Raw genomic sequence first — 23,345 nt, 5'->3', positions numbered from 1 at the left:
CTACGGACACGATTAGGAGTCGACCATGGCCGGCGCTCTGCGCAAGACAATGATCTATCTTGGGCTCGCCGATGGCGATGAACACTACGAGTCCGAGCACACCACAACACGTAAGGACGAGGACGATTCGATGGAAGTTGACCGCGAGGAACGCCGTGCACCGGCACCCGTCCGCGACGTCAGCCGCGAGTCATCACACGCCCCCGAAGAGGAATACCGCGCACCAGTGACCCCCATCAAGCGTGCGGCCTCAAGCCGCGAAGAACCGTCCGGGCTTCGGCAGATCACCACGATCCACCCGCGGTCCTACAATGACGCCAAGCTCATCGGTGAGAGTTTCCGGGATGGCATCCCCGTCATCATGAACGTCACCGACATGGGCGAAGCGGACGCCAAGCGTCTCGTTGACTTCTCGGCCGGCCTGGTTTTTGGTCTCCGGGGCAGCATCGAACGCGTCACCAACAAGGTTTTCCTGCTGTCACCGTCGTACATTGAGGTCATTGGCGATGACAAGAAGGTCAGCGAGACCCAGGCCAGCTTCTTCAATCAAAGTTAGCCCTGAGCTTATTCCGGATGCCAGACAGGTACACCTGTCTGGCATCTGTGCTGAAATAGACAAGAAACATTGGCAGGGCACTGCGGTATCCGGAATGGACATGGAGATATGAGTTAAGTCATGGGAATTGTTTTCGGACTTGTCTATATCGCCCTTTTGCTGTTCTTCGTGGCGCTGATCATCCGGCTGGTCTTTGACTGGGTCCAGATGTTTGCCAGGGAATGGCGTCCGCGTGGTGTTGCCCTCGTGGTGGCCCACACGGTGTACTCGATCACCGATCCGCCCCTCAAGGGGCTCCGGAGGCTGATCCCGCCGTTGCGGCTCGGCGGGGTGACTTTGGACCTCGGGTTTCTGGTCCTGTTCATCGCCGTCAGCATCGCGATGGCGGTCACCAGGGGTTTCGCGTAATCTTCGACAAGACCTAGCGGCGCAGGCGAAGTTCCTGGAATTGGAACTCCCTCTGAGCCGCGAAGAAATCTCCGGTTTGACACCCAGTGTTGAATTAGAGGAACCAGACAATATTTAGGTACCGTAGTTTTGACGGCCGGAAGGCCTACTGACTAACTAGACCAATGAGGTGACCAGATGGCTTTGACGCCAGAAGACGTTGTCAACAAGCGCTTTCAGCCGACCAAGTTCCGCGAAGGCTACGACCAGGATGAAGTTGATGACTTCCTGGACGAGATCGTTGTGGAACTCAGGCGCCTGAACCAGGAGAACGACGAGCTCCGCAAGAAGCTTGCAGAATCAGGTTCCGGTGTGCCGGCCAGCTCCGCTGCGTCCGCCCCGGTGGTCGAGAAGGTTCCCGCACCCGTCAAGGCTGACAAGGTTGAGTCCCCGGCTAAGGCCGAGGTCGAGGCGAAAGCTCCCGACGCCGCCAAGAAGAAGGAAGCCGAGCCGGTAACACCTGTTGCGGCCGTCCCGGCTGCTGCGCCCGCCGGAGCCAACGGAAGCACGGTTTCAGCCGAGTCGGCTGCCGGACTGCTCGCCATGGCGCAGCAGATGCACGACCGTCACGTCGCCGACGGTCAGTCCCAGAAGGACAAGATCATCGCAGAGGCCCAGATCGAGGCCAGCAGCCTGGTCAACGATGCCCAGGAGAAGTCCCGGAAGATCCTCGGTGCCCTCGAGCAGCAGCGCTCCGTCCTGGAACGCAAGGTAGAGCAACTCCGCGGCTTCGAACGCGACTACCGCTCACGCCTGAAGGCCTACATTGAAGGCCAGCTGCGCGACCTTGACGCCCGCGGTTCCGTGGCGGCACCTGAGGTTGAAGCGAACTAGTTCGTCAAGCACGTATTCTGAGAACCGGTGGCTGAGGATTCCTCGGCCGCCGGTTTTTAGGATTTAACATCGGTTTTACAAAATGAAAGCACCATGACTGACCACCTCGCCGCTGACGCTGCAAACCCTACTCCTTCATCGGCCCGCCCCCGGCGGGCACTCCTGCTCTCGCTCTTCGCCGGTTTTGCGGTCTTTGCGTACGTCCTGGACCAGCTGACAAAACTCTGGGTGACGTCCTCGATGGTGGAGGGTGAACGCATCCCGGTGCTGCCGCCGCTCCTGCACTGGTACTTCATCCGCAATTCCGGCGCCGCATTTTCGATCGGGGAAAATGTCACGTGGGTGTTCTCCATCATCATGGCCGGCGTCTCCATCGCCATCCTGTTCCAGGTGCGCAAGCTGGGCTCGGCCTGGTGGTCGCTGGCACTGGGTCTGCTCCTGGGCGGGGCCCTGGGCAACCTGACTGACAGGCTCTTCCGCGAGCCCTCGTTCGGCATGGGGCACGTGGTGGACTTCATCCAGCTGCCCAATTTTGCGATCTTCAACATCGCCGATTCCGCGGTGGTCTCAGCGGTGGTCATCATTTGTATCCTTACGTTGCGGGGGATCGCCCTTGACGGTTCACGCCACGTCGCGGCGCCACGGAAAGAGGCGGCACAGCCGAAGGACACGGACGGTGTCTGAGCGTGTGGTGGTCGCCGACGAATTCGGCGGAACGCGGGCGGACGCAGGGCTCGCCAAGCTGATGGGGATTTCCCGGTCAATGGCCGCGACCCTCATTGCTGAAGGCAACGTGGTGAGCCGCGGCAAGAAACTCGGAAAGTCCGCGCGGTTGGTTGCCGGCGATGTCCTGGAAGTGACGGTGCCTGAACGACGGGACCCGCTCGAAGTGGTGGAGGAAGTTGTGGAAGGCCTGAAAATCCTGCTGGACGACGACGAATTTGTCGTTGTGGACAAGCCTGTGGGCGTTGCCGCGCATCCTTCGCCCGGCTGGGTAGGGCCCACCGTGGTCGGCGGCCTCGCCGGAGCCGGCTTCCGGATCTCGACGTCGGGTTCCCCCGAGCGGGTGGGGATCGTGCACCGGCTCGACGTCGGCACGTCCGGGGTGATGGTGGTGGCCAAAACGGAGCGCGCCTATACGGCCCTGAAACGGGCCTTCAAGGAGCGCACCGTGGAGAAGGTGTACCACGCGGTGGTCCAGGGGCTCCCGGATCCGCTGGAGGGCACCATCGACGCACCAATCGGGCGCCACCCAGGACACGACTGGCGCTTTGCCGTGATCGAGGACGGCCGGCCGTCGATCACGCACTATGAGGTGCTGGAGGCTTTTGGCAAGGCCACCCTCGTGGAGGTGCACCTTGAGACCGGGCGCACACACCAGATCCGTGTCCACTTTTCTGCGTTGCGGCACCCATGCGCCGGAGATCTTACCTACGGGGCGGATCCTCGGCTCGCCGCCACCCTGGGCTTGACCCGGCAATGGCTCCATGCCCGGCAGCTCGGCTTCGACCACCCGGTAACGGGGGAGCGCGTGACCGTTACCAGCGAATACCCGCAGGACCTGGCCTTTGCCCTCGAAGTCCTGGAGTCCGGGGAGGCCTAGCGGCTGGGTCGCTGGGCCCTTGGCGGTCCGCCAGCGCTTAGAATGGTGCGGTGACTTCCAGCAATGCCTCGTTCGTCCATCTCCACAACCACACCGAATACTCCATGTTGGATGGCGCAGCCCGCCTGGGTGAGCTCTTCAACGAGACTGAACGCCTCGGGATGCCGGCCCTGGCCACCACCGACCACGGGTACCTGTTCGGGGCTTTCGATTTCTGGAAGCGCGCCACGGACCAGGGGATCAAGCCGATTATCGGCGTCGAAGCCTACGTCACCCCCGGCACCGCACGGACGGACAAAAGCCGTGTCCGCTGGGGCGAGGAACACCAGCGCAAGGACGACATCTCCGGCGGTGGCTCCTACACCCACATGACGCTGCTGAGCTATAACAACGTCGGCATGCGCAACCTCTTCCGGGCCTCGTCCATTGGCTCGCTGGACGCAGTCTTCGGCAAGTGGCCACGTTTGGACCGTGAGCTCCTGAACACATACTCCGAAGGCCTGATCGCCACTACTGGCTGCCCTTCGGGGGAGGTCCAGACCCGGCTGCGGCTGGGCCAGTACCGCGAGGCCATGGAAGCCGCCTCGGAATTTCGTGACATTTTCGGTGCGGAGAACTATTTCTGCGAACTGATGGACCACGGCCTGGACATTGAACGCCGGGTAACGGGGGACCTGCTGCGGCTGGCCAAGGACCTGAACCTGCCGCTGGTGGCGACCAACGACCTGCATTACACGCACGAACACGACGCCAAGGCGCACGAGGCCCTGCTTGCCATCCAGTCGGGTTCCACGCTGCTGGAGCCATCGTATGACAACGGCGGTTCCCGCTTCGCGTTCTCCGGCAGCGGCTACTACCTCAAATCCCCGCAGGAGATGCGGGAGCTGTTCAGGGACCACCCGGATGCTTGCGACAACACCCTGCTGATCGCCGAGCGCTGCGATGTCTCGTTCAACACCAGTGCTAACTACATGCCGCGGTTCCCGTGCCCGCCGGGCGAGGACGAGACATCCTGGCTGGTCAAGGAAGTTGCCACCGGACTGGAATACCGGTACCCGGGCGGTGTCCCGGACAAAGTCCGCACCCAGGCTGACTACGAGCTCGAAGTCATCACGTCCATGGGGTTCCCGGGATACTTCCTGGTGGTGGCCGACTTCATCAACTGGGCGAAGAAGAACGGCATCCGCGTCGGTCCGGGCCGTGGCTCCGGAGCCGGCTCCATGGTGGCGTACGCCATGCGCATCACAGACCTTGATCCGCTCCTGCACGGCCTGATCTTCGAACGGTTCCTCAACCCGGACCGTGTGTCCATGCCTGACTTCGACGTTGACTTCGATGACCGGCGCCGGTCCGAGGTCATCGACTATGTGACCCGGAAATACGGCGACGAGCGCGTGGCCATGATTGTCACGTACGGCACCATCAAGACCAAGCAGGCGTTGAAGGACTCCTCCCGTGTGCTGGGTTACCCGTTCAGCATGGGGGAGCAGCTGACCAAGGCGCTCCCGCCGGCCGTGATGGCCAAGGACATCCCGCTCGCCGACATCCAGAACAAGGACTCAAAGCGCTACAGCGAGGCCGGTGACTTCCGCCAGCTGATCGCTACTGATCCCGAGGCTGCCAAGGTCTTCGAGACGGCTCTCGGCATTGAGGGGCTGAAGCGCCAGTGGGGCGTGCACGCCGCTGGCGTCATTATGTCCTCGGACCCCATCATCGACGTCATCCCGGTCATGCGGCGCATCCAGGACGGCCAGGTGATCACACAGTTCGACTACCCCACCTGTGAGGGCCTGGGCCTGATCAAGATGGACTTCCTCGGCCTGCGGAACCTGACGATCATTTCCGACGCCCTGGAGAACATCAAGCTCAACCGCGGCCTGGATCTGGACCTGGACAGCCTGGCCCTTGACGACGTCGCGTCCTATGAACTGCTGGCCCGGGGCGATACCCTGGGCGTGTTCCAGCTTGATGGCGGACCCATGCGCTCCCTGCTGAAGCTGATGAAGCCTGACAACTTCGAAGACATCTCCGCCGTGCTGGCGCTCTATCGTCCCGGTCCGATGGGCGCCAACGCGCACACCGACTACGCGCTGCGCAAAAACGGGATCCAGGAAGTCATTCCGATCCATCCCGAACTCAAGGAACCCCTTGCTGAAATCCTCGGCGGAACCTACGGCCTGATCGTCTATCAGGAGCAGGTGATGGCCGTGGCCCAGAAACTCGCCGGCTATTCCCTCGGGCAGGCAGACATCCTGCGGCGCGCCATGGGTAAAAAGAAGAAATCCGAGCTGGACAAGCAGTTCGCAGGTTTCTCCCAGGGCATGCAGGACAACGGCTATTCCATGGCCGCCGTCAAGACCCTGTGGGACATCCTGCTGCCGTTCTCCGACTACGCCTTCAACAAGGCCCACTCGGCTGCGTATGGCGTGATCTCCTATTGGACCGCCTACCTGAAGGCGCACTTTGCGCCGGAGTACATGGCTGCCCTGCTGACGTCGGTCGGTGACGACAAGGACAAATCGGCTATCTACCTCAACGAATGCCGGCGCATGGGAATCACCGTGCTGCCACCGGATGTGAACGAATCCGCGCTGAACTTCACCCCGGTGGGCACCGACATCCGCTTCGGCATGGGCGCCATCCGCAACGTTGGCGTCAACGCCGTCGAAGCCATGGTGGCCGCGCGCGAAAAGGAAGGCGCCTACACGTCCTTCAAGGACTACCTCATGAAGGTTCCCGCGGTGGTCTGCAACAAGAGGACCATTGAATCCCTGATCAAGGCCGGAGCCTTCGATTCCCTCAACCACCACCGGCGCGCGCTGGCGATGATCCATGAAGAGGCCATCGACTCAGTCATCACGCTCAAGCGAAACGAAGCGATCGGCCAGTTCGATCTCTTCGCCGGTTTCGGGGAGGCCGAGTCCGAAGCGTCGCTGACCATTGAGATTCCCGACCTGCCGGAATGGGAGAAGAAGGACAAGCTCTCGTTTGAGCGCGACATGCTCGGCCTGTATGTTTCTGACCACCCGCTGCAGGGCCTGGAAGGTCTCCTCAGCCAGCACGCGGACCAGTCCATCACCTCGATCATCGGCGAAGACGGGCCGCACGACGGCGCCATCATCACCATCTCCGGCATGATCACCTCGCTCAGCCGCAGGATCGCCAAGGCGAGTGGCAACGCCTATGCCCGTGCCGAAATCGAAGACCTCGGCGGTTCGATGGAGGTGATGTTCTTCGGCCAGGTGTACGGCCCCATCGCATCGGTCCTTGCCGAGGACCTGATCGTGGTGGTCAAGGGCCGCCTGCAGCGGCGGGACGACGGTGCCATCGCTTTGAACTGCATGGAACTGTCCGTTCCGGACCTCAGTGAAGGAACCAACGGCCCCGTGCTCATTTCGATGCCCACCCACAAGGCCACCGAAGCTGTTGTCACCGAACTGGGCGATGTCCTGCGCAACCACCGGGGAAACTCGGAAGTCCGGCTGCACCTGCAGGGGGACACCCGGACGGAAGTCATGGGCCTGCCCGTCCATCTCAGGGTCAATCCCAGTCCGTCATTGTTCGGCGACCTGAAGGTGCTCCTGGGCCCAACCTGCCTGGATAACTAGGTTGCCGTAACTAGATCTCGTAGTCCAGCGGGACAGGCTGGCCATAGCCGCCGGAGTGGTAGAGGAGCGGCGAACCGTCGTCGCCCACTTCTCCTTCCACAACTTCAACCACAACTATGGCGTTGTTCTCGAAGGACAGCCGCATCTGGATCTTCCCGATCAGCCAGCCCGCGACGTCTTTGAGGATCGGAACCTCGTGCGGGCCAAGTTCCCAGTGGTCCCCGCCGAACCTGTCCTTGGTGCGCGCGAAACGGTCGGCCAGCGCCTGGTTTTCCAGACCCAGCATGTGGACACCAAGATGGGTGGCGTTGGCCACGGCCGGCCAGGAACTTGAGCTGCGGGCCATGTTGAAGGTAAACCGCGGCGGCTGTGCCGACAGCGACGCCACGGACGTGGCGGTAAAGCCGTAGGGCTCGCCCTGGTAGTTTACGGTGATGATCGCGACCCCGGCCGCATGCCGCCGGAACATTTCCTTGAAGGTGCCCTCGAACGGCGTTTTGTCTGTCATCTTGAAAGTTGCTCCCTGAAAAAGCAGGCTGAAATGGACTCTTCCATAAGGGTATTAGTCCCCGCCGGAGAGGGAGCAATCGCTGGACCCGGCACGTCATTTGTCAAGACTGCCCACGTCATCTGATCGGCCACACCCGACATTTGTTAAGGTTTGTTTCATGAGAGAACACATCAGCCGCCGGTCTTCCCGGCTGCCGTGGAAATGGTTTGCCGCTGCAGCTGCCGGTGGTGTACCCGTTGGCCTGCTGTGGTGGCTTCTCGCCCCAGGCGGATTGAACCTGATCACCCGCAACCCCGCCCTGGCGGACGGCACCAATCCAGAGGTCTGGCTGCTCAGGGACCTCACCCTTGCCGGGCTTTGTGTGTTCGCAGGGTGCCTGGGGGCCGTCTTCCTGACCGATAGAGGCGGCCGCGATGCCCAGGCGGCCTTCCTCCTCGGCCTGGCCGGCGGACTGGGCGGCGCCCTGATTGCGTGGCTGACCGGAGTGCTTGCGGGCCAGCTGTGGGGCGGCCCCGCAGATACGTCTGTCAATGCCAGCGTCGCGTTCTCGCTCCGGTCCCTGTCCGTGCTGATCCTGTGGCCGGCCGCGACTGCCACGTCCGTGTTTGTCCTGAGCCTGATAAACCTGCTCAAGAGCGGGCCCGGGAGTGCGGGCACGCCGGTAGCCGAAGGCAACGCGCCCGGCGCGTAAAATGGACCGGTGACCATTTCTCCTGAACTTCCTGCCACCCCGCCTGCCGCCGCTGTCAGCTTCCGGACTGTCGACCTTCGGGGCAGGGGCCTGACGCTTGCCGGTTTGCGCGCCGCTGTTCCCCGTGCCCGGCAGCACACCGTGGCGGATGCGGAACAAAAAGTGCTGGATATCATCAAAGCCGTCCGCGAGGACGGCTTCGCAGCCCTCAGCGACCTGGCACTCCGTTTCGACGGAGTCCAGCAGGTCCACCCCCGCGTCCCGGCGGCCTCGCTGGCCCGGGCGCTGGCGGAACTGGATCCGGCGGTACGCAGCGCATTGGAAGAATCCATCAGCCGGGCCCGGCGCTTCGCGGACGGGCAGCGGCCGCGGGATCTCGACGTCGAACTCGGCGACGGTGCGCTGGTGAGCCAGAACTGGGTGCCGGTATCGCGGGTCGGCTTGTACGTCCCCGGCGGTCTCGCCGTCTATCCGTCGTCGGTCATCATGAATGTTGTCCCGGCGCTGGCTGCGGGAGTGCAGTCCATCGCCCTGGCATCGCCGCCGCAGAAGGACTTCGGCGGCCTCCCGCACCCCACCATCCTCGCGGCAGCGGCCCTGCTCGGCATCGACGAGGTCTACGCCATCGGCGGGGCCCAGGCCATCGCTGCGTTCGCTTACGGAGTGCCGGCACATGACGCCGGGCCGGCGCTGGAGCCCGTTGATGTAGTCACGGGTCCGGGAAACATTTTTGTGGCTACGGCGAAGCGCCTGGTCAAGGGTGTGGTGGGAATCGATTCCGAGGCGGGGACCACCGAAATCGCGATCCTGGCTGATTCAACGGCGCAACCTGACCTGGTGGCGGCAGACCTGATCAGCCAGGCGGAGCACGACCCCCAGGCGGCTTCCGTGCTCATCACGGACTCGGAGGACCTGGCCGCGGCGGTCCGCATCGAACTGGACCGGCAGGCGGCCGGCACCAAGCACTCCGCGCGCGTATGCGAGGCGCTCTCCGGACCGCAGTCGGGAGTTGTCCTGGTAGAGGACCTGGAACAAGGCATCGCCGCCTGCGACGCCTACGCCGCTGAACACCTAGAAATCATGACCGCTGACGCGCCGGCGGTCGCTGCCCGGATCCGGAACGCCGGTGCGATCTTTGTGGGGGACTACAGTCCTGTCAGCCTGGGCGACTACTGCGCCGGCTCCAACCACGTCCTGCCCACCAGCGGGACCGCGGCGTTTTCCTCCGGACTGAACGTCACCACTTTCCTGCGCGCCATCCAGGTCATCAACTACAGCCGGGCCGCGCTGCAGGAAGTCAGCGGCCACATTGTGAGCCTGTCCGGTGCCGAGGACCTGCCGGCGCACGGTGAAGCGGTCACGGCGCGCTTCCGCGAGGCCCGCTGACGCAGCAGGCCTCGCGGGGCCGGCTGCGGGCACCACTACATGTGGTAATTACAGGATTGTTATTCCGCTACATGTAGTCGTAAACTGAGAGACGGAGAGGTCCGCCGGGGCCGGAAACGTCGGCGCCGGAAGACATCGAGGGAGGGGACACCATGTACTGTCCATTTTGCCGCAATCCGGACTCCCGCGTTGTGGACAGCCGCATGGCAGATGACGGCTCGGCCATCCGCCGCCGCCGGCAGTGCCCGGAATGCGGCCGCAGGTTCACCACCGTGGAAACCACCAGCCTTTCAGTGATCAAACGCTCCGGGGTGGGCGAACCATTCAGCCGCAGCAAGGTCATCAACGGCGTGCGCAAGGCATGCCAGGGCCGGCCGGTCAGCGAAGACGACCTGGCGCTCCTTGCCCAGGAGGTGGAGGAGCAGATCCGTGCCTCGGGCGCGGCCGAGATCGACGCCCATGAAGTCGGCCTGATCATCCTTGGTCCGCTGCAGAAGCTTGACCAGGTGGCCTACCTGCGTTTTGCCAGCGTGTATCAGGCCTTCGAATCCCTTGAGGACTTCGAGACCGCCATTGCCCTGCTCCGCCACGAGTCCGGGGAAGAAGGCACGCAACCCGCGGCGGCGCCAGCGAAGAGCTCCGAAAAGAGCCCCCTGTAAGCTCCGGTGGTGGCCGCGGAGGGGAAGCCGCCGCCACCACCGGCACCGGCTGCCCCTCGGCGCCGGGCAGCTACCGGCTATTTTGTGAGCTTGTGCTTAATGGCAATTTCGACGGCGGCACCGACAATCCCGGCCTCATTCTTGAGTTCGGCCGGCACGATCCGGGTGCGCAGTTTGAGGTGCGGCAGGTATTCGTCTGCGCGCTTGGAGATGCCACCGCCCACGATGAACAGCTCGGGCGAGAACAGGAATTCCACGTGCGAGAAGTAGCGCTGCAGCAGCACGCTGTATTCCTCCCAGCTCAGTCCGTCCCTTTCGCGGGCCACGGCTGAGGCTTTGCTTTCGGCGTCAAAGCCGTCGATCTCCAGGTGCCCCAGTTCTGCGTTGGGGACGAGGCGGCCATCGAAGATGAATGCCGAGCCAATTCCGGTGCCCAGGGTGATCACCAGGACAGTGCCATCCACCCCCTGACCCGCACCAAAACGGGCCTCCGCCAGCCCGGCGGCGTCGGCGTCGTTAATGACCTCCACCGGGCGGCCAAGGCGTGCGGTCAGCAAAGCATCAATGTCGGTCTGGAGCCAGGTCTTGTCCACATTGGCCGCCGAATGGACCACGCCATGCTGGATGATGCCGGGGAAGGTGACGCCCACGGGCGAATCCGCGGCCGGAGCCTCCGGGCGGCTTGAAAGCTCGGCAACCACCTGCGCCACGACGTCGGCTACGGCGTCAGGGGTGGCGGGCTGGGGCGTAGGCACGCGGAACCGCTCACCCAGCAGCTTGCCTTTTTTCAGGTCGACAATGCCGCCCTTGATTCCCGTACCGCCGATGTCAATGCCGATCAGCGGGGCGTTCTTGTGCGACTTCTCGTCCTTCTTGGCCAATGTTGTTCCGTTCGTGGCAGGGCGGCAGGTCGGCCGGGCGGCTGACCGGAAAAAATTTCAGGGGAGCGTGAGGATTTCGGCGCCGGATTCTGTCACCAGCAGTGTGTGCTCAAACTGGGCGGTCCGCTTGTGGTCGCGGGTGACAACTGTCCAGTCGTCCTCCCACATGTCCCATTCGGTGGTGCCGAGGGTCAGCATGGGTTCGATGGTGAACACCATGCCGGCCTCGATGACTGTGTTGTAGGCCGGCGCTGCATCGTAGTGGGGGATGATCAGGCCCGTATGGAACGCTTCGCCCACGCCGTGGCCGGTGAAGTCCCGCACCACGCCGTAGCCGAAACGCTTGGCGTAGGACTGGATGGCCCGGCCGATCACGTTGATCTCCCGGCCGGGAGCCACGGCTTTGATGGCCCGGTTGAGGGATTCCCGGGTGCGCTCCACCAGCAGGCGCGACTCGTCGTCGACGTCGCCCACCAGGAAGGTGTGGTTCGTGTCGCCGTGGACTCCGTTGATAAAAGCGGTGATGTCGATGTTGAGGATGTCGCCGTCCTGAACCACGGTGCTGTCCGGGATGCCGTGGCAGATCACTTCATTCAGCGACGAGCACAGGGACTTCGGGAACCCGCGGTAGCCAAGCGTGGACGGGTAGGCCTTGTGGTCCAGCAGGAATTCGTGACCCACCTTGTCCAACTGGTCGGTGGTAACGCCGGGCCTGATGTGGTTGCCCACCTCAACGATGGCCTGTGCGGCGATCCGGCTGGCGATCCGGATTTTCTCAACGGTCTCGGCGGATTTGATCTCGGAGCCGGTGAACTTGGCCGGGCCGGGCTTGCCTACGTATTCCGGGCGCGGGATGGACGCGGGAACGGGGAGCTGCGGGCTGACGGTTCCGCGGGTAAGGGTGCCGGTGGGTGCAGTCGAGGCTAGGGAAGGCATAGATTGATCATATAAGGCACCGCATTAGGCCAAGTAACTGGAAGCCCCAAGCTGTCCGCATCCACGGTTAAGTTACGTGGATCACGGCAGGGCCCCCGCCAGCTGGAACGAGGAGGACCGATGACTGAGTACTGGTACAACGTGAACACCCACGAGGTGGAAGAGGACGCACTCTCAGACTGGAGCCAGCTGATCGGCCCTTACAAAACGCGGGAAGAGGCCGAACACGCCCTCGAAAAAGTCCGGGCCCGCAACGAGGCCTGGGAAAAGGGCGAGGAGGACTGAGCCGTAGCCTGGCCCGGCCCCGTGGCCTGCCGTGCCTAGAAGGAGTGCTCCGGTCCGGGGAACTGGCCTGAACGGACCTCGTCGCCGTACGCCTTCGCCGCGTCACTGAGGGTAGTGCGCAGGTCGGCATATTGTTTGACGAACTTCGCCATCTTGCCGCTGCGGAACCCGGCCATGTCCTGCCACACCAGCACCTGCCCCGTGGTGGCGTTGCCGGCGCCGATCCCCACCGTCGGCACGCTGACCGCCGCGTCAACGGCGGCCGCAGTGTCCGCCGGAACCATTTCCATCAGGACGGCGAACGCCCCCGCCTCCACCAGCGCAACGGCGTCGTCAATCAATCGCTGGGCGTCATCCCCGCGGCCCTGGACCCGGTATCCGCCCAGCGCGTGTTCACTCTGGGGGGTGAAGCCGATATGGGCCATCACCGGGACGCCGGCCTGGACCATGGCCCGGACGGTTTCCGCGTAGTATTTTCCGCCCTCGATCTTGACGGCATGGGCCAGCCCCTCCTTGAGGAACCGGACACCTGTTTCCACACCCTGCTGCGCCGAGACTTCATAACTGCCGAACGGCAGGTCTGCCACCACCAGGGCCCGCTTGGCGGATCGCGCCACGGCGCGGCAGAGGGGCAGGAGTTCATCCACTGTGACCGGCAGGCTGGTCTCGTTGCCGAATACGTTGTTGGACGCCGAGTCGCCTACCAGGAGGACCTCGATGCCAGCCTGGTCGAAGATCTCCGCGCTGTACTGCTCGTAGGCGGTCAGCATGGCGAAGCGTTTGCCGTCCCGCTTGGCCTGCAGCAGGTGGTGGATACGCACCCTGGGTGCGGGCTTCGCGTTCACTTCCGACGACGGCGGCTGCACCGGTGCAGGTCCGTTTCCGTACGGTGCGTGTACTTCAGCGGACGCGCTTGACTCAGAGCTATTGGTTGAGGCCATGGCAAGAGCGTAATGCGGCAGCAGCAGTCCTAGCCACCGCAGACGGGCCGGCGGACCGTGATCCGCGTCATATTCACGTGCCCGCCAAGGGCATTTTTGCCACCTGTGGGCTCGGCCGTCAATGGTTGCTGTGTAAACGCTGTGTTACGTGCGGCGCCGTCGCCCGCATTGGAGCCGATTGCTTAGTAAAGTGATGGTGAACTGCTGCCGGCTGCCGCTTCCGCGGACCCGGGGCATGAACGATTGACCGGAGAAGAGGCCATCATGGACCGCCAGCAAGAGTTTGTCCTGCGCACAATCGAGGAGCGCGACGTACGGTTCGTACGTTTGTGGTTCACCGACGTCGTAGGTTCACTCAAATCTGTGGCACTTGCCCCGGCCGAGGTTGAAGGTGCGTTTGAGGAAGGGCTCGGTTTCGACGGTTCAGCCATCGAAGGCCTGGCACGCGTGTTCGAATCGGACATGCTGGCGCAGCCGGATCCGTCCACGTTCCAGATCCTGCCGTGGCGTGGCGAGACCGAACAGACCTCGCGTATGTTCTGCGACATCCTGACTCCGGACGGCGAACCGTCGGCGGCGGATCCCCGCAATGTCCTCAAGCGCACGCTGGCCAAGGCTGCGGACATGGGCTTTACGTGCTACACGCACCCGGAGATCGAGTTCTACCTCCTCAAGTCCCAGCAGCCCGGGCCCGACGGTGCTCCGGTACCCGTTGACGAGGGCGGCTACTTCGATCACGTTCCCGGCGGCGTGGCGCAGGATTTCCGCCGTACGGCCGTGACCATGCTGGAATCCGTGGGCATTTCGGTTGAGTTCAGCCACCATGAAGCCGGTCCCGGCCAGAACGAGATCGACCTGCGCTACGCGGACGCCCTGCAGACCGCGGACAACATCATGACGTTCCGCACGGTGATCAAGGAAGTGGCCCTCCAGCAGGGAACCTACGCCACGTTTATGCCCAAGCCTTTCACCGACCACCCCGGCTCCGGGATGCACACGCACTTCTCGCTGTTCGAGGGCGACACCAACGCTTTTTACGAGGCGGGCGCCGAATTCCAGCTTTCCAAGACGGCCCGCCAGTTCATCGCAGGCATCCTGAAGCACGCTCCCGAGTTCACGGCTGTGACCAACCAGTTCGTAAACTCCTACAAGAGGCTCTGGGGTGGCGGCGAAGCGCCAAGCTACCTCAGCTGGGGCCACAACAACCGTTCGGCCCTGGTCCGGGTCCCGCTGTACAAGCCCGGCAAGGGCCAGTCGGCCCGCATCGAATACCGCGGCATCGATTCGGCAGCGAACCCCTACCTTGCCTATGCCGTCCTGCTGGGGGCCGGGCTTAAGGGGATCGAAGAAGGCTACGACCTGCCCGCCGCGGCAGAGGACGACGTCTGGTCGCTGAGCTCCGCCGAGCGCCGTGCCATGGGCCACGACCCCCTGCCCGCCAGCCTTCACGATGCCATCCGGTCCATGGAGGACTCCGAACTGATGCCGCAGATCCTCGGCGAGCAGGTCTTCGAGCACTTCCTGCGCAACAAGCGTGCCGAATGGCAGGACTACCGGCTCCAGGTGACGCCCTACGAGCTGCAGCGCAACCTCGGCATTCTCTAGGCGGCGGTGAGCCTCGCACGCCGCCTCATCTCAGCCGGCTTCAGTGACCTGGAGAAGGGTGAGCGCTTCCTTGCTGCCCCGGAACTGGACGGCTTGGACCCGGACAGGATTTTCGCCGGCCTGCAAATGGCCGCCAATCCTGACACCGCACTGCAGTCACTGGTGCGGCTGATCGAAAAGCACCCCGGTCTCCGGGAGCTGGCCGCGGCCGATCCGGAGGTCAGCGAGCCGCTCTACCGGGTGCTCGGGGCCTCCGAAGCGCTGGGGGAATTCCTCATCCGGCACCCTGAGCACCTGGACGCCTTCGACGTCACGGCCAGTCCCGAGCCACTTCAGGCAGACCCGGAACACCTCCGCTCTGTCCTCCTGAAATCCGTCCTCGCGGAACCCGGGTCAGCACGGCCCGTGGCGGGAATGACCGGAGCCGACGCCTATGCCGCGCTGCGGTCGGCCTACCGCCGCGGGGTGGTGGACCTGGCGGTCAAGGACATGTGCGCTGCTGACCCGCTGGACTTTATGCCCGCCGTCGGAGCTGAACTCGCTGACCTGGCAGGGGCCGCGATCGAGGCTGCGCTGGCAGTTTCCCGTGCCGAGGCTGCTGAGCAGTTCAGCGCCGGGGAGGTGGCCGCCGTTGGCCTGGCCGTCATCGGGATGGGCAAATGCGGAGCGCGGGAACTGAACTATATTTCCGACGTCGACGTCATCTACGTGATCGACGCCGGCGACCTGGACGACGCCCGTGCCAGTACTATCGGCACAGCGTTGGCCGCTGGTATTTCCCGGGCGATCTCCTCAGTGGCACGTGAACCTGGGCTCTGGGAAGTGGATGCCAACCTGCGGCCGGAGGGCAAGTCCGGCCCACTGGTCCGAACTTTGGCCTCACACGAAAGCTACTACGCCCGCTGGGCAGAGAGTTGGGAATTCCAGGCGCTCCTGAAGGCGCGGACCATCGCCGGTGACAAGGACCTGGGGGAACGCTACGAAAAAGCCGTGGCCCCATTGATCTGGAGCTCCGCCGGCCGTGAAGGGTTCGTGGAGTCCGTGCAGGCGATGCGCCGAAGGGTTACCGAGCATATCCCGGCGGCGGAGGAACAGCGGCAGATCAAACTCGGCCGCGGCGGCCTCCGGGACGTGGAGTTCACCGTGCAGCTGCTCCAGCTGGTGCACGGAAAATCCGACGAAACCATTCGGCGCAGGGATACCACCGCGGCAATAGCGGCACTCTCAGCCGGAGGCTACATCGGCAGGACCGACGCCGCCGCTTTCGATCACGCGTACCGGTACCTTCGCCTCCTGGAACATCGCATCCAGCTGTTCCAGCTCCGGCGGACACACCTGATGCCCGTCAGCGAAGCGGCACAGCGCGCCCTCGCAAAGGCAGTGCTTAGCCCCTTCTCCAATGACAGGCCGCCGCCGGCTTCGCTGCTGGCCACCTGGCAGAAGACCAAACGCTCTGTCCGCGAACTGCACGAACGTATTTTCTACCGTCCGCTGCTTAACACCGCTGCCAAACTCAGCAGCGAGGACGCCAGGCTGACGCCGGAGGCCGCCCAGGGCCGCCTCGCCGCGCTGGGCTATCGTGACCCGCGGGGCGCCATGCGGCATATCGAGGCACTCACCGCCGGTGTCAGCCGGCGGGCAGCCCTGCAACGCCAGCTGCTGCCCGTCCTGCTGGACTGGCTCGCCGAAGGTGTTGATCCCGACGCCGGGCTGCTCGCGTTCCGGCGCGTCAGTGAGGCCCTTGGCACCACCCACTGGTATCTGGGCATGCTCCGGGATTCCACGGCGGCGGCTGAACGGCTTTGCAACGTGCTCTCGAACTCACGCCTGATTGCGGATCTTTTGGAGGTTTCGCCGGAGTCGGTGGCGTGGCTGGGCACCAACAAAGACCTCGTGCCGCTGGGCTTCGAAGCCCAGTGGCAGGAGATCACGTCCAAAATGTCGCGCCACTCGGACCCGGAAAACGCCATCAGGCTGATCAGGCTCATTAGGCGCCGGGAGATCCTCCGGATCGCGATCGCCGATTCTGCCGGGCTTCTCAACCAGGACCAGGTGGGTGCGGCGCTGGCTGACACCGACCGGGCAGCGGTGCTGGGCGCGCTGCGCGTGGCCGAAGGCATCGTCTCTGCTGCGGGACCGCTCAAGACCGCGATATTGGTGGTGGCGATGGGCCGCCAGGGCGGCCGCGAGATCGGCTACGGCTCCGACGCCGACGTCATGTACGTGCACCGCGCGTTGCCGGGCTATACGGACGAGGAAGCGCAGGATCAGGCGGCCCGGATTGTCGCCAAGGTCTCCAGCCTGCTCACGCAGCCGCTCAAGCCGGCCATCATGGCCGAGCGGGTGCTGCAGATGGACGCGGATCTTCGGCCCGAAGGCAAGAACGGGGCCATGGTCCGCTCGCTCGATTCGTTCGCCGAATATTACCGCCGGTGGTCGTTAATCTGGGAAGCGCAGGCGCTGCTGCGGGCCCGGCCCATGGCGGGCGACGATGCCCTGGCCGAGGACTTCCTGGCCCTCATCGACCCCATCAGGTACCCGGAGTCGATTTCGGAGCAGGACGTCCGGGAGGTTCGCAGGGTCAAAGCGCGGGTGGAAGCGGAGCGGTTGCCGCGCGGGGCGGATCCGGCACGCCACGTGAAGCTTGGCCGCGGAGGACTGAGCGACGTCGAGTGGCTGGTGCAGCTCCTTCAGCTCCAGCACGCGGCCAAGCACCCGGAACTGCGGACCACGTCCACGGTGGAGGCCCTGGAAGCGGCGGCTGCACTGGACCTGCTCACCGGGCCTGACGCGAAGCTGCTGGCCGACGCGTGGCGGCTCGCCAGCCGGATCCGGTCCGCCAATGTCATCTGGAGCGGCAGGGCGTCGGACACGCTGCCGTCCGCCCGCGGGGACCTTGAGGCGGTGGCCCGCTGGTGCGGCTACGAACCTGGCAACGCGGCCGCCCTGGAAGAGGACTACCTCCGCCTGAGCCGGCGGGCCCGTGCGGTGTTCGAGAAGGCCTTCTACGGCCATTAGCGGCTGTCTGGGGTTCTCCCGGAAGGCAGCAGACAGCTGCCGCGGTGCGGTGCTAGGTTGGGGGCCATGGCTACGCAAATCTACCTGAACCTGCCCGTGAAGGATCTGAAGCGGTCCGTCGATTTCTTCACCGCCCTTGGCTTCTCCTTTAACCCGGACTACACCGATGAAAATGCGACCTGCATGATCATGAACGACAACGCGTTTGTGATGCTCCTCGTGGAGGGTTTCTTCAAGACGTTCACCTCCCGGGCCGTGGCCGATGCCACCAGCTCCACCGAGGCCATCATGGCATTTTCGGTGGACAGCAAGGAGGCCGTGGATGAAACGGTACGCAAGGCGCTGGCCGCCGGCGGCACCCCGTCCCAGGAGGTCCAGGACTACGGCTTCATGTACAACCACAGTTTCCAGGACCCGGATGGCCATCTGTGGGAAGTCATGTGGATGGACCCAGCCGGCCCATCGGCCGAGGGCGGGGCTCCCGCCGGATCCGACGGACAGCCGACCTGAAAACTCGGGTTGATTCCGTCTGGCTCATTGCCCTGGATGACCTCGGTGCGGATGCGCTTGCCATCCAGTTGGGTGAGGTGGCAAACATTGAGCTGGGGCCAGGGCAAAGCAGCTTCGTTGGTGACCCGCTTCGCATGGTCCTGGCGGGACTGGAGGAGGATTCGCGGTTCCCTTATGTCGTGGAGGCTGCGGGCTACGCTGTGGGCGTGCTGACCCTCCAGGCCGGTGCCGCGCGCCTGGCCGGCTGGCCGGACGAGGATTCGGCCTGGCTGTTGCGCGGTTTCCTGATCGACAGGCGCCACCAGGGGCAGGGCCTCGGGCCGCTGGCGGCAATGTCCGCGGTGGAGGCGGCCGCGAAACTGACGGCCAGGCGCAGAACTCACGAGGCCGGCGTCGTGCTTTCCGTCAACGAAGCCAATCCGGCCGGGTTGTCCGCGTACAGGTCTGCCGGCTTTGTGGACCAGGGGCAGTACCTGGGCGGCGGTTCGGGACCGCAACGGATCATGTACCGGAGCTTCACGGGCTAATTCGTCCAGACACGGCGGCCGGGCATTGCCTCCGGCTCCACATTGATCGATCATGTGGATTGGCGGTGTTCTTCAAACCTTGTTGGGGGGTAGGCTTGAAAAGTCTTCGTCTCGGGGAGCACATGTCAGGGGGCTGGCTTCTGGTCTCAGCACGTCTGGAGTCAGCCCCCACCTTAGGGAACAAAAAAGCCCGCCCGGCCTGCAGCATTGACGCTGGCAGCCCGGGCGGACTTTTTGGCGGGCTGAACGGGTTCAGCCGCGGATCTGGCTAGACGCCGTAGTAGAGCTCGAACTCGTACGGGTTCGGGCGCAGGGACAGCGGGCGGATCTCGTACTCGTACTTGTACTCGATCCAGGTGTCGATCAGGTCCTGGGTGAACACGCCACCGGCCTGCAGGAACTCGTTGTCCTCGCGCAGGGCCTCCAGTGCCTCTTCCAGCGAGCCCGGAGCCTTCGGGATGTCCTTGGCTTCCTCGGCGGGCAGCTCGTAGAGGTCCTTGTCGATCGGAGCCGGCGGTTCGATGCGGTTGCGGATGCCGTCAATGCCGGCCATCAGCTGGGCAGCGAAGGCCAGGTACGGGTTGGACGAGGGGTCCGGAGCGCGGAACTCGATGCGCTTGGCCTTGGGGTTGGAACCCGTGATGGGGATACGGATACCGGCGGAGCGGTTGCCCTGCGAGTACACCATGTTGACCGGAGCTTCGAAGCCCTTGACCAGGCGGCGGTAGGAGTTCACCGTCGGGTTGGTGAAGGCGAGGACGGACGAGGAGTGCTTCAGCAGGCCGCCGATGTACCAGCGGGCCATGTCGGACAGGCCGGCGTAGCCCTTTTCGTCGTAGAACAGCGGCTCGCCGTTGGTCCACAGCGACTGGTGGCAGTGCATGCCCGAACCGTTGTCGCCAAAGACCGGCTTCGGCATGAAGGTCACGGACTTGCCCCAGGCGTCGGCCGTGTTCTTGACGACGTACTTGAACTTCTGCAGGTCATCTGCCGCGTGGGTCAGGGTGGTGAACTTGTAGTTGATTTCAGCCTGGCCGGCGGAGCCTACCTCGTGGTGGCTGCGCTCGACCTCGAGGCCGGCCTCATCCAGGGCGATGCACATGGCGTCGCGGAGGTCAGCCTGCTTGTCGGTGGGGGAAACCGGGAAGTAGCCGCCCTTGATGGGGGTCTTGTAGCCGAGGTTTCCGCCGTCTTCTTCACGGCCGGTGTTCCAGTGTGCTTCTTCGGAGTCGATCTTGTAGAAGCTGCCCTCGGGGGAGGACTGGTACTGGACGTTGTCGAAGACGAAGAATTCGGCTTCCGGAGCGAAGAACGCGGTGTCGGCGATGCCCGTGGAGGCGAGGTAGGCCTCAGCCTTTTCGGCCACGCCGCGGGGATCGCGGTGGTAAGGGTCTCCGGTGCGGGGGTTCACAATGGAGAAGTTCAGCGCAAGGGTCTTCTCCATGCGGAAGGTGTCCAGGAATGCGGTGGTGACGTCCGGGATCAGCTGCATGTCGGATTCGGCGATGCCCTGGAATCCGCGGATGGAGGAACCATCGAAGAGCTGGCCGTTGACGAAGAAGTCAGCGTCGACGCTCTTTGCCGGCACGTTGAAGTGCTGCTGCACACCCGGGAGATCGGTGAAGCGGATATCGACGAATTTAATATCTTCGTCCTTGATGAACTTGAGGACTTCGTCCGCAGTCTTGAACATCTATGCTCCTTACGCATATGTAATATCTGGCTGGCAAGCCAACTGATCCAGCGCAATCCGAAGGGCAGGGAAACCAAGTTTCCCTGCTTGGGAGGTATTGCTTGAAACTGCTATCAGCCTATGGACACGTCATTTCCCGTCAGTGTCCACATTGTTTCGGGCAGGTTACAGAATGCCCTGTTCAGGTTACAGAATTGTCCTGATCAGGTAACGCTATCCGGTGTCCGTAGTGTGGTCCAACGGTTTCCACTCTGTGGTCGGCGGTGAGTCGGTAAGCTTGGACGGTGGTAGATCGCAATGACATTGGCTCCTGGCTCAGCGGACCGGACACGTCCGGCATCTCAAAGTACCCGGGGGAGCGCCTGGGATTGCCCGAATCCGGTTCCGGCTCCATCGCCAGGGCGGGCAGGCGTATCCTCGCCATCGTCCTTGACTGGGGGATTGCCCTGCTGATCAGCAATTTTGCCTTCGGCGGTGACTCTTGGGCCACGTTGGCGATTTTCGCCGCGGAACAGATGCTGCTAGTGGGCACCCTCGGTTACAGCATCGGCCACCGCGTGGCCGGGATCCACGTGCTGCGACTGGGCGGCGGGCCCGCGGGTCCGCTGGCTGCCGTGGTGAGGTCAGTGCTGCTGTGCCTGGTGATTCCCGCCGTAATTTTCGATCCGGACCAGCGGGGACTGCACGACAAGGCGATGAATACCATCCTCGTGCGGCGCTAGCAGTAATCAGGAACCCGGCCGTGCCGGTTCGCCGGCACCTGACGCCCCCGAACACCTGAGGCCCCCGAACACCTGAGGCCCCCGAATACAGGGCAATGCGCCGTCAGACCCCCGCTGTTTCCTTTGTCCCGGCAGGAACGGCCGTGCCTGGCGTCAGGTAGCCGCGCTTTCCGGCCCAGCGTTCGAACGCGACAGTGGCGAACGGGAACACCGCCGACAGTCCTGCGATCAGGGCCACAACGAAGGGCCACCGCTGGAGCCGCCACAGCGCGAGGGCGGCGATGCCGTAGCCCACAAACAGCGCACCATGGAGAGGGCCGGCGATCTCCACACCCAGTTCGGTGGTCTTGGCGATCCACTTGAAGTACATGCCAGCCAGCAGGGCACCCCAGCTGAAGGCTTCGGCAACAGCCAGGACGCGGAAGGCCCGGATAACAAGGGTTCTAACGGGAATGGTCATGATGCTACTTCCAATCAATGTGCCCGCCTGTTCGGCGGCGTCCGGCAGACAAAAACCGCCCTGGTTCCGGCAAGCCGGAACCAGGGCGGTTCAAGGGTCTTAGCGTCCGCGGTTGGGGCGCGCTTTGTAGGGGTCGATTCCTTTGGGAATCGGGAGGCGGTTGCCCAGCGAGGAAATGCGCTTGGAAACCGCATTCACCTCAAGCTTGGTCAGTTCATTCTTCAGCTTGCCCATTTTCTTGGCTACCTGGCTGATGGGAACCTGGCCCTCGCCGCGGCCGCTTTCGATCATGTGGACCGTGACGTTCGGGAGGATGCGCGCAAGGCGCTTACGCTCGGCGTCGAGCATTGGCTTGACGCGGATGGTGGGGCCTTCGCTGACGAGGACGACGCCGGGACGGCCGACGGCGCGGAACACGGCGTCCTGCGTGCGCGGGTTTACGGCGACCGGCTGGTCTTCGGTGATCCAGCCGCGCTTAAGCGTGCCCAGTGCCGCGCCTGAGGCTCCGGGCTGGTTCTCGATCTGGGCGAACGCGGCACGTTCGGCACGACGCGAAAGGATCAGGGTGGCGCCGAGGAGGCCCAACGGAATACCGACGAGCAGGCCGGTGATCCAGTTTTCCAGCCAAAAACCCACCAGGAAGCTGACAGCCACAACACCCAGGAACACCAGCAGCATCAGCCACGGGACCATGGGATCATGGCGGCGGGTCATGTTAAAGACTTCGCCGATCTGCTTGAGCCGGCTGGGCTTCTTGACCTTTGCTTCTTTTGGCTTGCGCGAGAAGAGGCCACGCTTCGGGGCGTCAGAGGCCGCCGGAGTGCTGTTACTGGAATCAGGGGAGTTCGCCATAGTTCCTCAATTCTACGTGATTTATGCCTGAGGGCCGGACGCCGGAGAATGTCCGGTGCCGGACCTCAGGGATATCAAACTACGGCTTAGGAATGTGCGGCGAGCAGTGAGCTGGCTTCCTGGCGGGTGCTGCCGGAGGACTCGATGTGGGCGAGTTCGGCGGGGATTTCCCAGCCCTTCTTGCGCATCGCGGTGGCCCAGAGCCGGCCGGCCCGGTAGGAGGAACGGACCAGCGGCCCGGACATGACCCCGAGGAAGCCGATCTCGTTGGCCTCGTCCTGCAGGTCCACGAATTCCTGGGGCTTGACCCAGCGGTCCACCGGCAGGTGCCGTTCGGACGGGCGCAGGTACTGGGTGATGGTGATCAGGTCGCAGCCGGCCTCGTGCAGGTCCCGCAGGGCTTCTGAGATCTCCTCGCGGGTCTCTCCCATGCCCAGGATCAGGTTGGACTTGGTCACCATGCCCAGCTTCCGGCCCTGGGTGATGACGTCCAGGGACCGGTCATACCGGAACGCGGGCCGGATGCGCTTGAAAATCCGGGGCACGGTCTCGACGTTGTGCGCGAAGACCTCCGGCTTCGAATCACAGATCGCCGCGATGTGCTCGGGCTTGCCGGAGAA

Annotated in this window: 23 protein-coding genes; 15 read left to right on the top strand and 8 right to left on the bottom strand. The window is 63.9% G+C overall.

Features of this window, described 5'->3' with window-relative positions; all coding sequences use genetic code 11:
• The first annotated feature begins 25 nt into the window (after nt 1-25).
• The 6 genes from ACVWY0_RS13835 (at nt 26) to dnaE (ending at nt 7,048) form a co-directional block, all read left to right on the top strand.
• Entirely contained in the window at nt 26-556 is a 531-nt protein-coding gene (locus ACVWY0_RS13835) for a cell division protein SepF (RefSeq protein WP_056342219.1), read from the top strand.
• 120 nt (nt 557-676) lie between these two features.
• A complete protein-coding gene (locus tag ACVWY0_RS13830) occupies nt 677-964 on the top strand; it encodes a YggT family protein (protein WP_056342216.1) in 288 nt (95 codons plus the stop codon).
• A gap of 177 nt (nt 965-1,141) precedes the next feature.
• Complete coding sequence (locus tag ACVWY0_RS13825; protein WP_485837198.1) at nt 1,142-1,837, top strand: DivIVA domain-containing protein; 696 nt, start codon at nt 1,142-1,144, stop codon at nt 1,835-1,837.
• A 93-nt stretch (nt 1,838-1,930) separates the two neighbouring features.
• Complete coding sequence (gene lspA, locus ACVWY0_RS13820; protein WP_485837197.1) at nt 1,931-2,521, top strand: signal peptidase II; 591 nt, start codon at nt 1,931-1,933, stop codon at nt 2,519-2,521.
• Nucleotides 2,514-3,440, top strand: coding sequence for an RluA family pseudouridine synthase (locus ACVWY0_RS13815; RefSeq protein ID WP_056342205.1), 927 nt, complete (start codon nt 2,514-2,516; stop codon nt 3,438-3,440). Before lspA ends, ACVWY0_RS13815 begins: the two co-directional genes overlap by 8 nt.
• Nucleotides 3,441-3,490: 50 nt before the next feature.
• Nucleotides 3,491-7,048, top strand: coding sequence for a DNA polymerase III subunit alpha (gene dnaE, locus ACVWY0_RS13810; RefSeq protein WP_485837196.1), 3,558 nt, complete (start codon nt 3,491-3,493; stop codon nt 7,046-7,048).
• A gap of 10 nt (nt 7,049-7,058) precedes the next feature.
• On the opposite strand, the gene ACVWY0_RS13805 is transcribed toward dnaE, so the two are convergent.
• Entirely contained in the window at nt 7,059-7,556 is a 498-nt protein-coding gene (locus ACVWY0_RS13805; protein ID WP_485837195.1) for a flavin reductase family protein, read from the bottom strand.
• Nucleotides 7,557-7,716: 160 nt separating this feature from the next.
• On the opposite strand from ACVWY0_RS13805, the gene ACVWY0_RS13800 reads away from it, so the two are divergent.
• The 3 genes from ACVWY0_RS13800 to nrdR all read left to right on the top strand — a co-directional run bounded on the left by ACVWY0_RS13800 (nt 7,717) and on the right by nrdR (nt 10,295).
• Complete coding sequence (locus tag ACVWY0_RS13800) at nt 7,717-8,250, top strand: hypothetical protein (RefSeq protein ID WP_485837194.1); 534 nt, start codon at nt 7,717-7,719, stop codon at nt 8,248-8,250.
• Nucleotides 8,251-8,259: 9 nt separating this feature from the next.
• The gene (gene hisD, locus ACVWY0_RS13795) at nt 8,260-9,636 is read left to right on the top strand and encodes a histidinol dehydrogenase (protein ID WP_485837193.1); all 1,377 of its coding nucleotides are present in this window, start codon (nt 8,260-8,262) and stop codon (nt 9,634-9,636) included.
• Nucleotides 9,637-9,788: 152 nt separating this feature from the next.
• Nucleotides 9,789-10,295 carry a transcriptional regulator NrdR gene (gene nrdR / locus ACVWY0_RS13790; protein ID WP_082575857.1) on the top strand — a complete coding sequence of 169 codons (507 nt, stop codon included), beginning with the start codon at nt 9,789-9,791 and terminating at the stop codon, nt 10,293-10,295.
• A gap of 77 nt (nt 10,296-10,372) precedes the next feature.
• Here the strand turns inward: nrdR and ppgK are convergent, their stop codons facing one another.
• The gene (gene ppgK, locus ACVWY0_RS13785; protein ID WP_485837192.1) at nt 10,373-11,176 is read right to left on the bottom strand and encodes a polyphosphate--glucose phosphotransferase; all 804 of its coding nucleotides are present in this window, start codon (nt 11,174-11,176) and stop codon (nt 10,373-10,375) included.
• Between the two features lie 57 nt (nt 11,177-11,233).
• Complete coding sequence (map, locus tag ACVWY0_RS13780) at nt 11,234-12,112, bottom strand: type I methionyl aminopeptidase (RefSeq protein WP_485837191.1); 879 nt, start codon at nt 12,110-12,112, stop codon at nt 11,234-11,236.
• A 120-nt stretch (nt 12,113-12,232) separates the two neighbouring features.
• Between map and ACVWY0_RS13775 the strand changes: the two genes are divergently transcribed.
• Nucleotides 12,233-12,397 (top strand): SPOR domain-containing protein, encoded by a 165-nt coding sequence (locus tag ACVWY0_RS13775; protein ID WP_252569270.1) that lies wholly within the window; start codon nt 12,233-12,235, stop codon nt 12,395-12,397.
• A 35-nt stretch (nt 12,398-12,432) separates the two neighbouring features.
• Here the strand turns inward: ACVWY0_RS13775 and panB are convergent, their stop codons facing one another.
• On the bottom strand, nt 12,433-13,338 hold the full coding sequence (panB, locus tag ACVWY0_RS13770; protein WP_485837190.1) for a 3-methyl-2-oxobutanoate hydroxymethyltransferase: 906 nt from the start codon (nt 13,336-13,338) through the stop codon (nt 12,433-12,435).
• Between the two features lie 264 nt (nt 13,339-13,602).
• Here panB and glnA (ACVWY0_RS13765) point away from each other — a divergent pair, with 264 nt between their 5' ends.
• The 4 genes from glnA (ACVWY0_RS13765) to ACVWY0_RS13750 all read left to right on the top strand — a co-directional run bounded on the left by glnA (ACVWY0_RS13765) (nt 13,603) and on the right by ACVWY0_RS13750 (nt 18,998).
• Entirely contained in the window at nt 13,603-14,943 is a 1,341-nt protein-coding gene (gene glnA, locus ACVWY0_RS13765) for a type I glutamate--ammonia ligase (RefSeq protein ID WP_056342417.1), read from the top strand.
• 6 nt (nt 14,944-14,949) lie between these two features.
• Nucleotides 14,950-17,961: a bifunctional [glutamine synthetase] adenylyltransferase/[glutamine synthetase]-adenylyl-L-tyrosine phosphorylase gene (locus tag ACVWY0_RS13760; protein WP_485837189.1), complete on the top strand. Its 3,012-nt coding sequence runs from the start codon at nt 14,950-14,952 to the stop codon at nt 17,959-17,961.
• A gap of 66 nt (nt 17,962-18,027) precedes the next feature.
• The gene (locus ACVWY0_RS13755; RefSeq protein ID WP_485837188.1) at nt 18,028-18,471 is read left to right on the top strand and encodes a VOC family protein; all 444 of its coding nucleotides are present in this window, start codon (nt 18,028-18,030) and stop codon (nt 18,469-18,471) included.
• Complete coding sequence (locus ACVWY0_RS13750) at nt 18,450-18,998, top strand: GNAT family N-acetyltransferase (RefSeq protein WP_485837245.1); 549 nt, start codon at nt 18,450-18,452, stop codon at nt 18,996-18,998. Before ACVWY0_RS13755 ends, ACVWY0_RS13750 begins: the two co-directional genes overlap by 22 nt.
• 268 nt (nt 18,999-19,266) lie before the next feature.
• Here ACVWY0_RS13750 and glnA (ACVWY0_RS13745) read toward each other — a convergent pair whose 3' ends face one another.
• Nucleotides 19,267-20,691 carry a type I glutamate--ammonia ligase gene (glnA, locus tag ACVWY0_RS13745; protein WP_056342177.1) on the bottom strand — a complete coding sequence of 475 codons (1,425 nt, stop codon included), beginning with the start codon at nt 20,689-20,691 and terminating at the stop codon, nt 19,267-19,269.
• Nucleotides 20,692-20,975: 284 nt separating this feature from the next.
• Here glnA (ACVWY0_RS13745) and ACVWY0_RS13740 point away from each other — a divergent pair, with 284 nt between their 5' ends.
• Complete coding sequence (locus tag ACVWY0_RS13740) at nt 20,976-21,413, top strand: RDD family protein (RefSeq protein WP_485837187.1); 438 nt, start codon at nt 20,976-20,978, stop codon at nt 21,411-21,413.
• A 103-nt stretch (nt 21,414-21,516) separates the two neighbouring features.
• On the opposite strand, the gene ACVWY0_RS13735 is transcribed toward ACVWY0_RS13740, so the two are convergent.
• The 3 genes from ACVWY0_RS13735 to ACVWY0_RS13725 form a co-directional block, all read right to left on the bottom strand.
• Nucleotides 21,517-21,873, bottom strand: a complete 357-nt coding sequence (locus tag ACVWY0_RS13735) for a DUF3817 domain-containing protein (protein WP_485837186.1) — start codon at nt 21,871-21,873, stop codon at nt 21,517-21,519.
• Between the two features lie 99 nt (nt 21,874-21,972).
• A complete protein-coding gene (locus ACVWY0_RS13730) occupies nt 21,973-22,725 on the bottom strand; it encodes a DUF4191 domain-containing protein (RefSeq protein WP_056342167.1) in 753 nt (250 codons plus the stop codon).
• A gap of 86 nt (nt 22,726-22,811) precedes the next feature.
• Nucleotides 22,812-23,345 (bottom strand): lipoyl synthase (locus ACVWY0_RS13725; RefSeq protein ID WP_485837185.1); only part of this gene is annotated, 534 nt, incomplete at its 5' end.

It is taken from the genome of Arthrobacter sp. UYNi723, from assembly GCF_054057635.1.
Note: the sequence above shows the minus strand (reverse complement) of the source record. Positions and strands in the feature narration are given on the sequence as shown.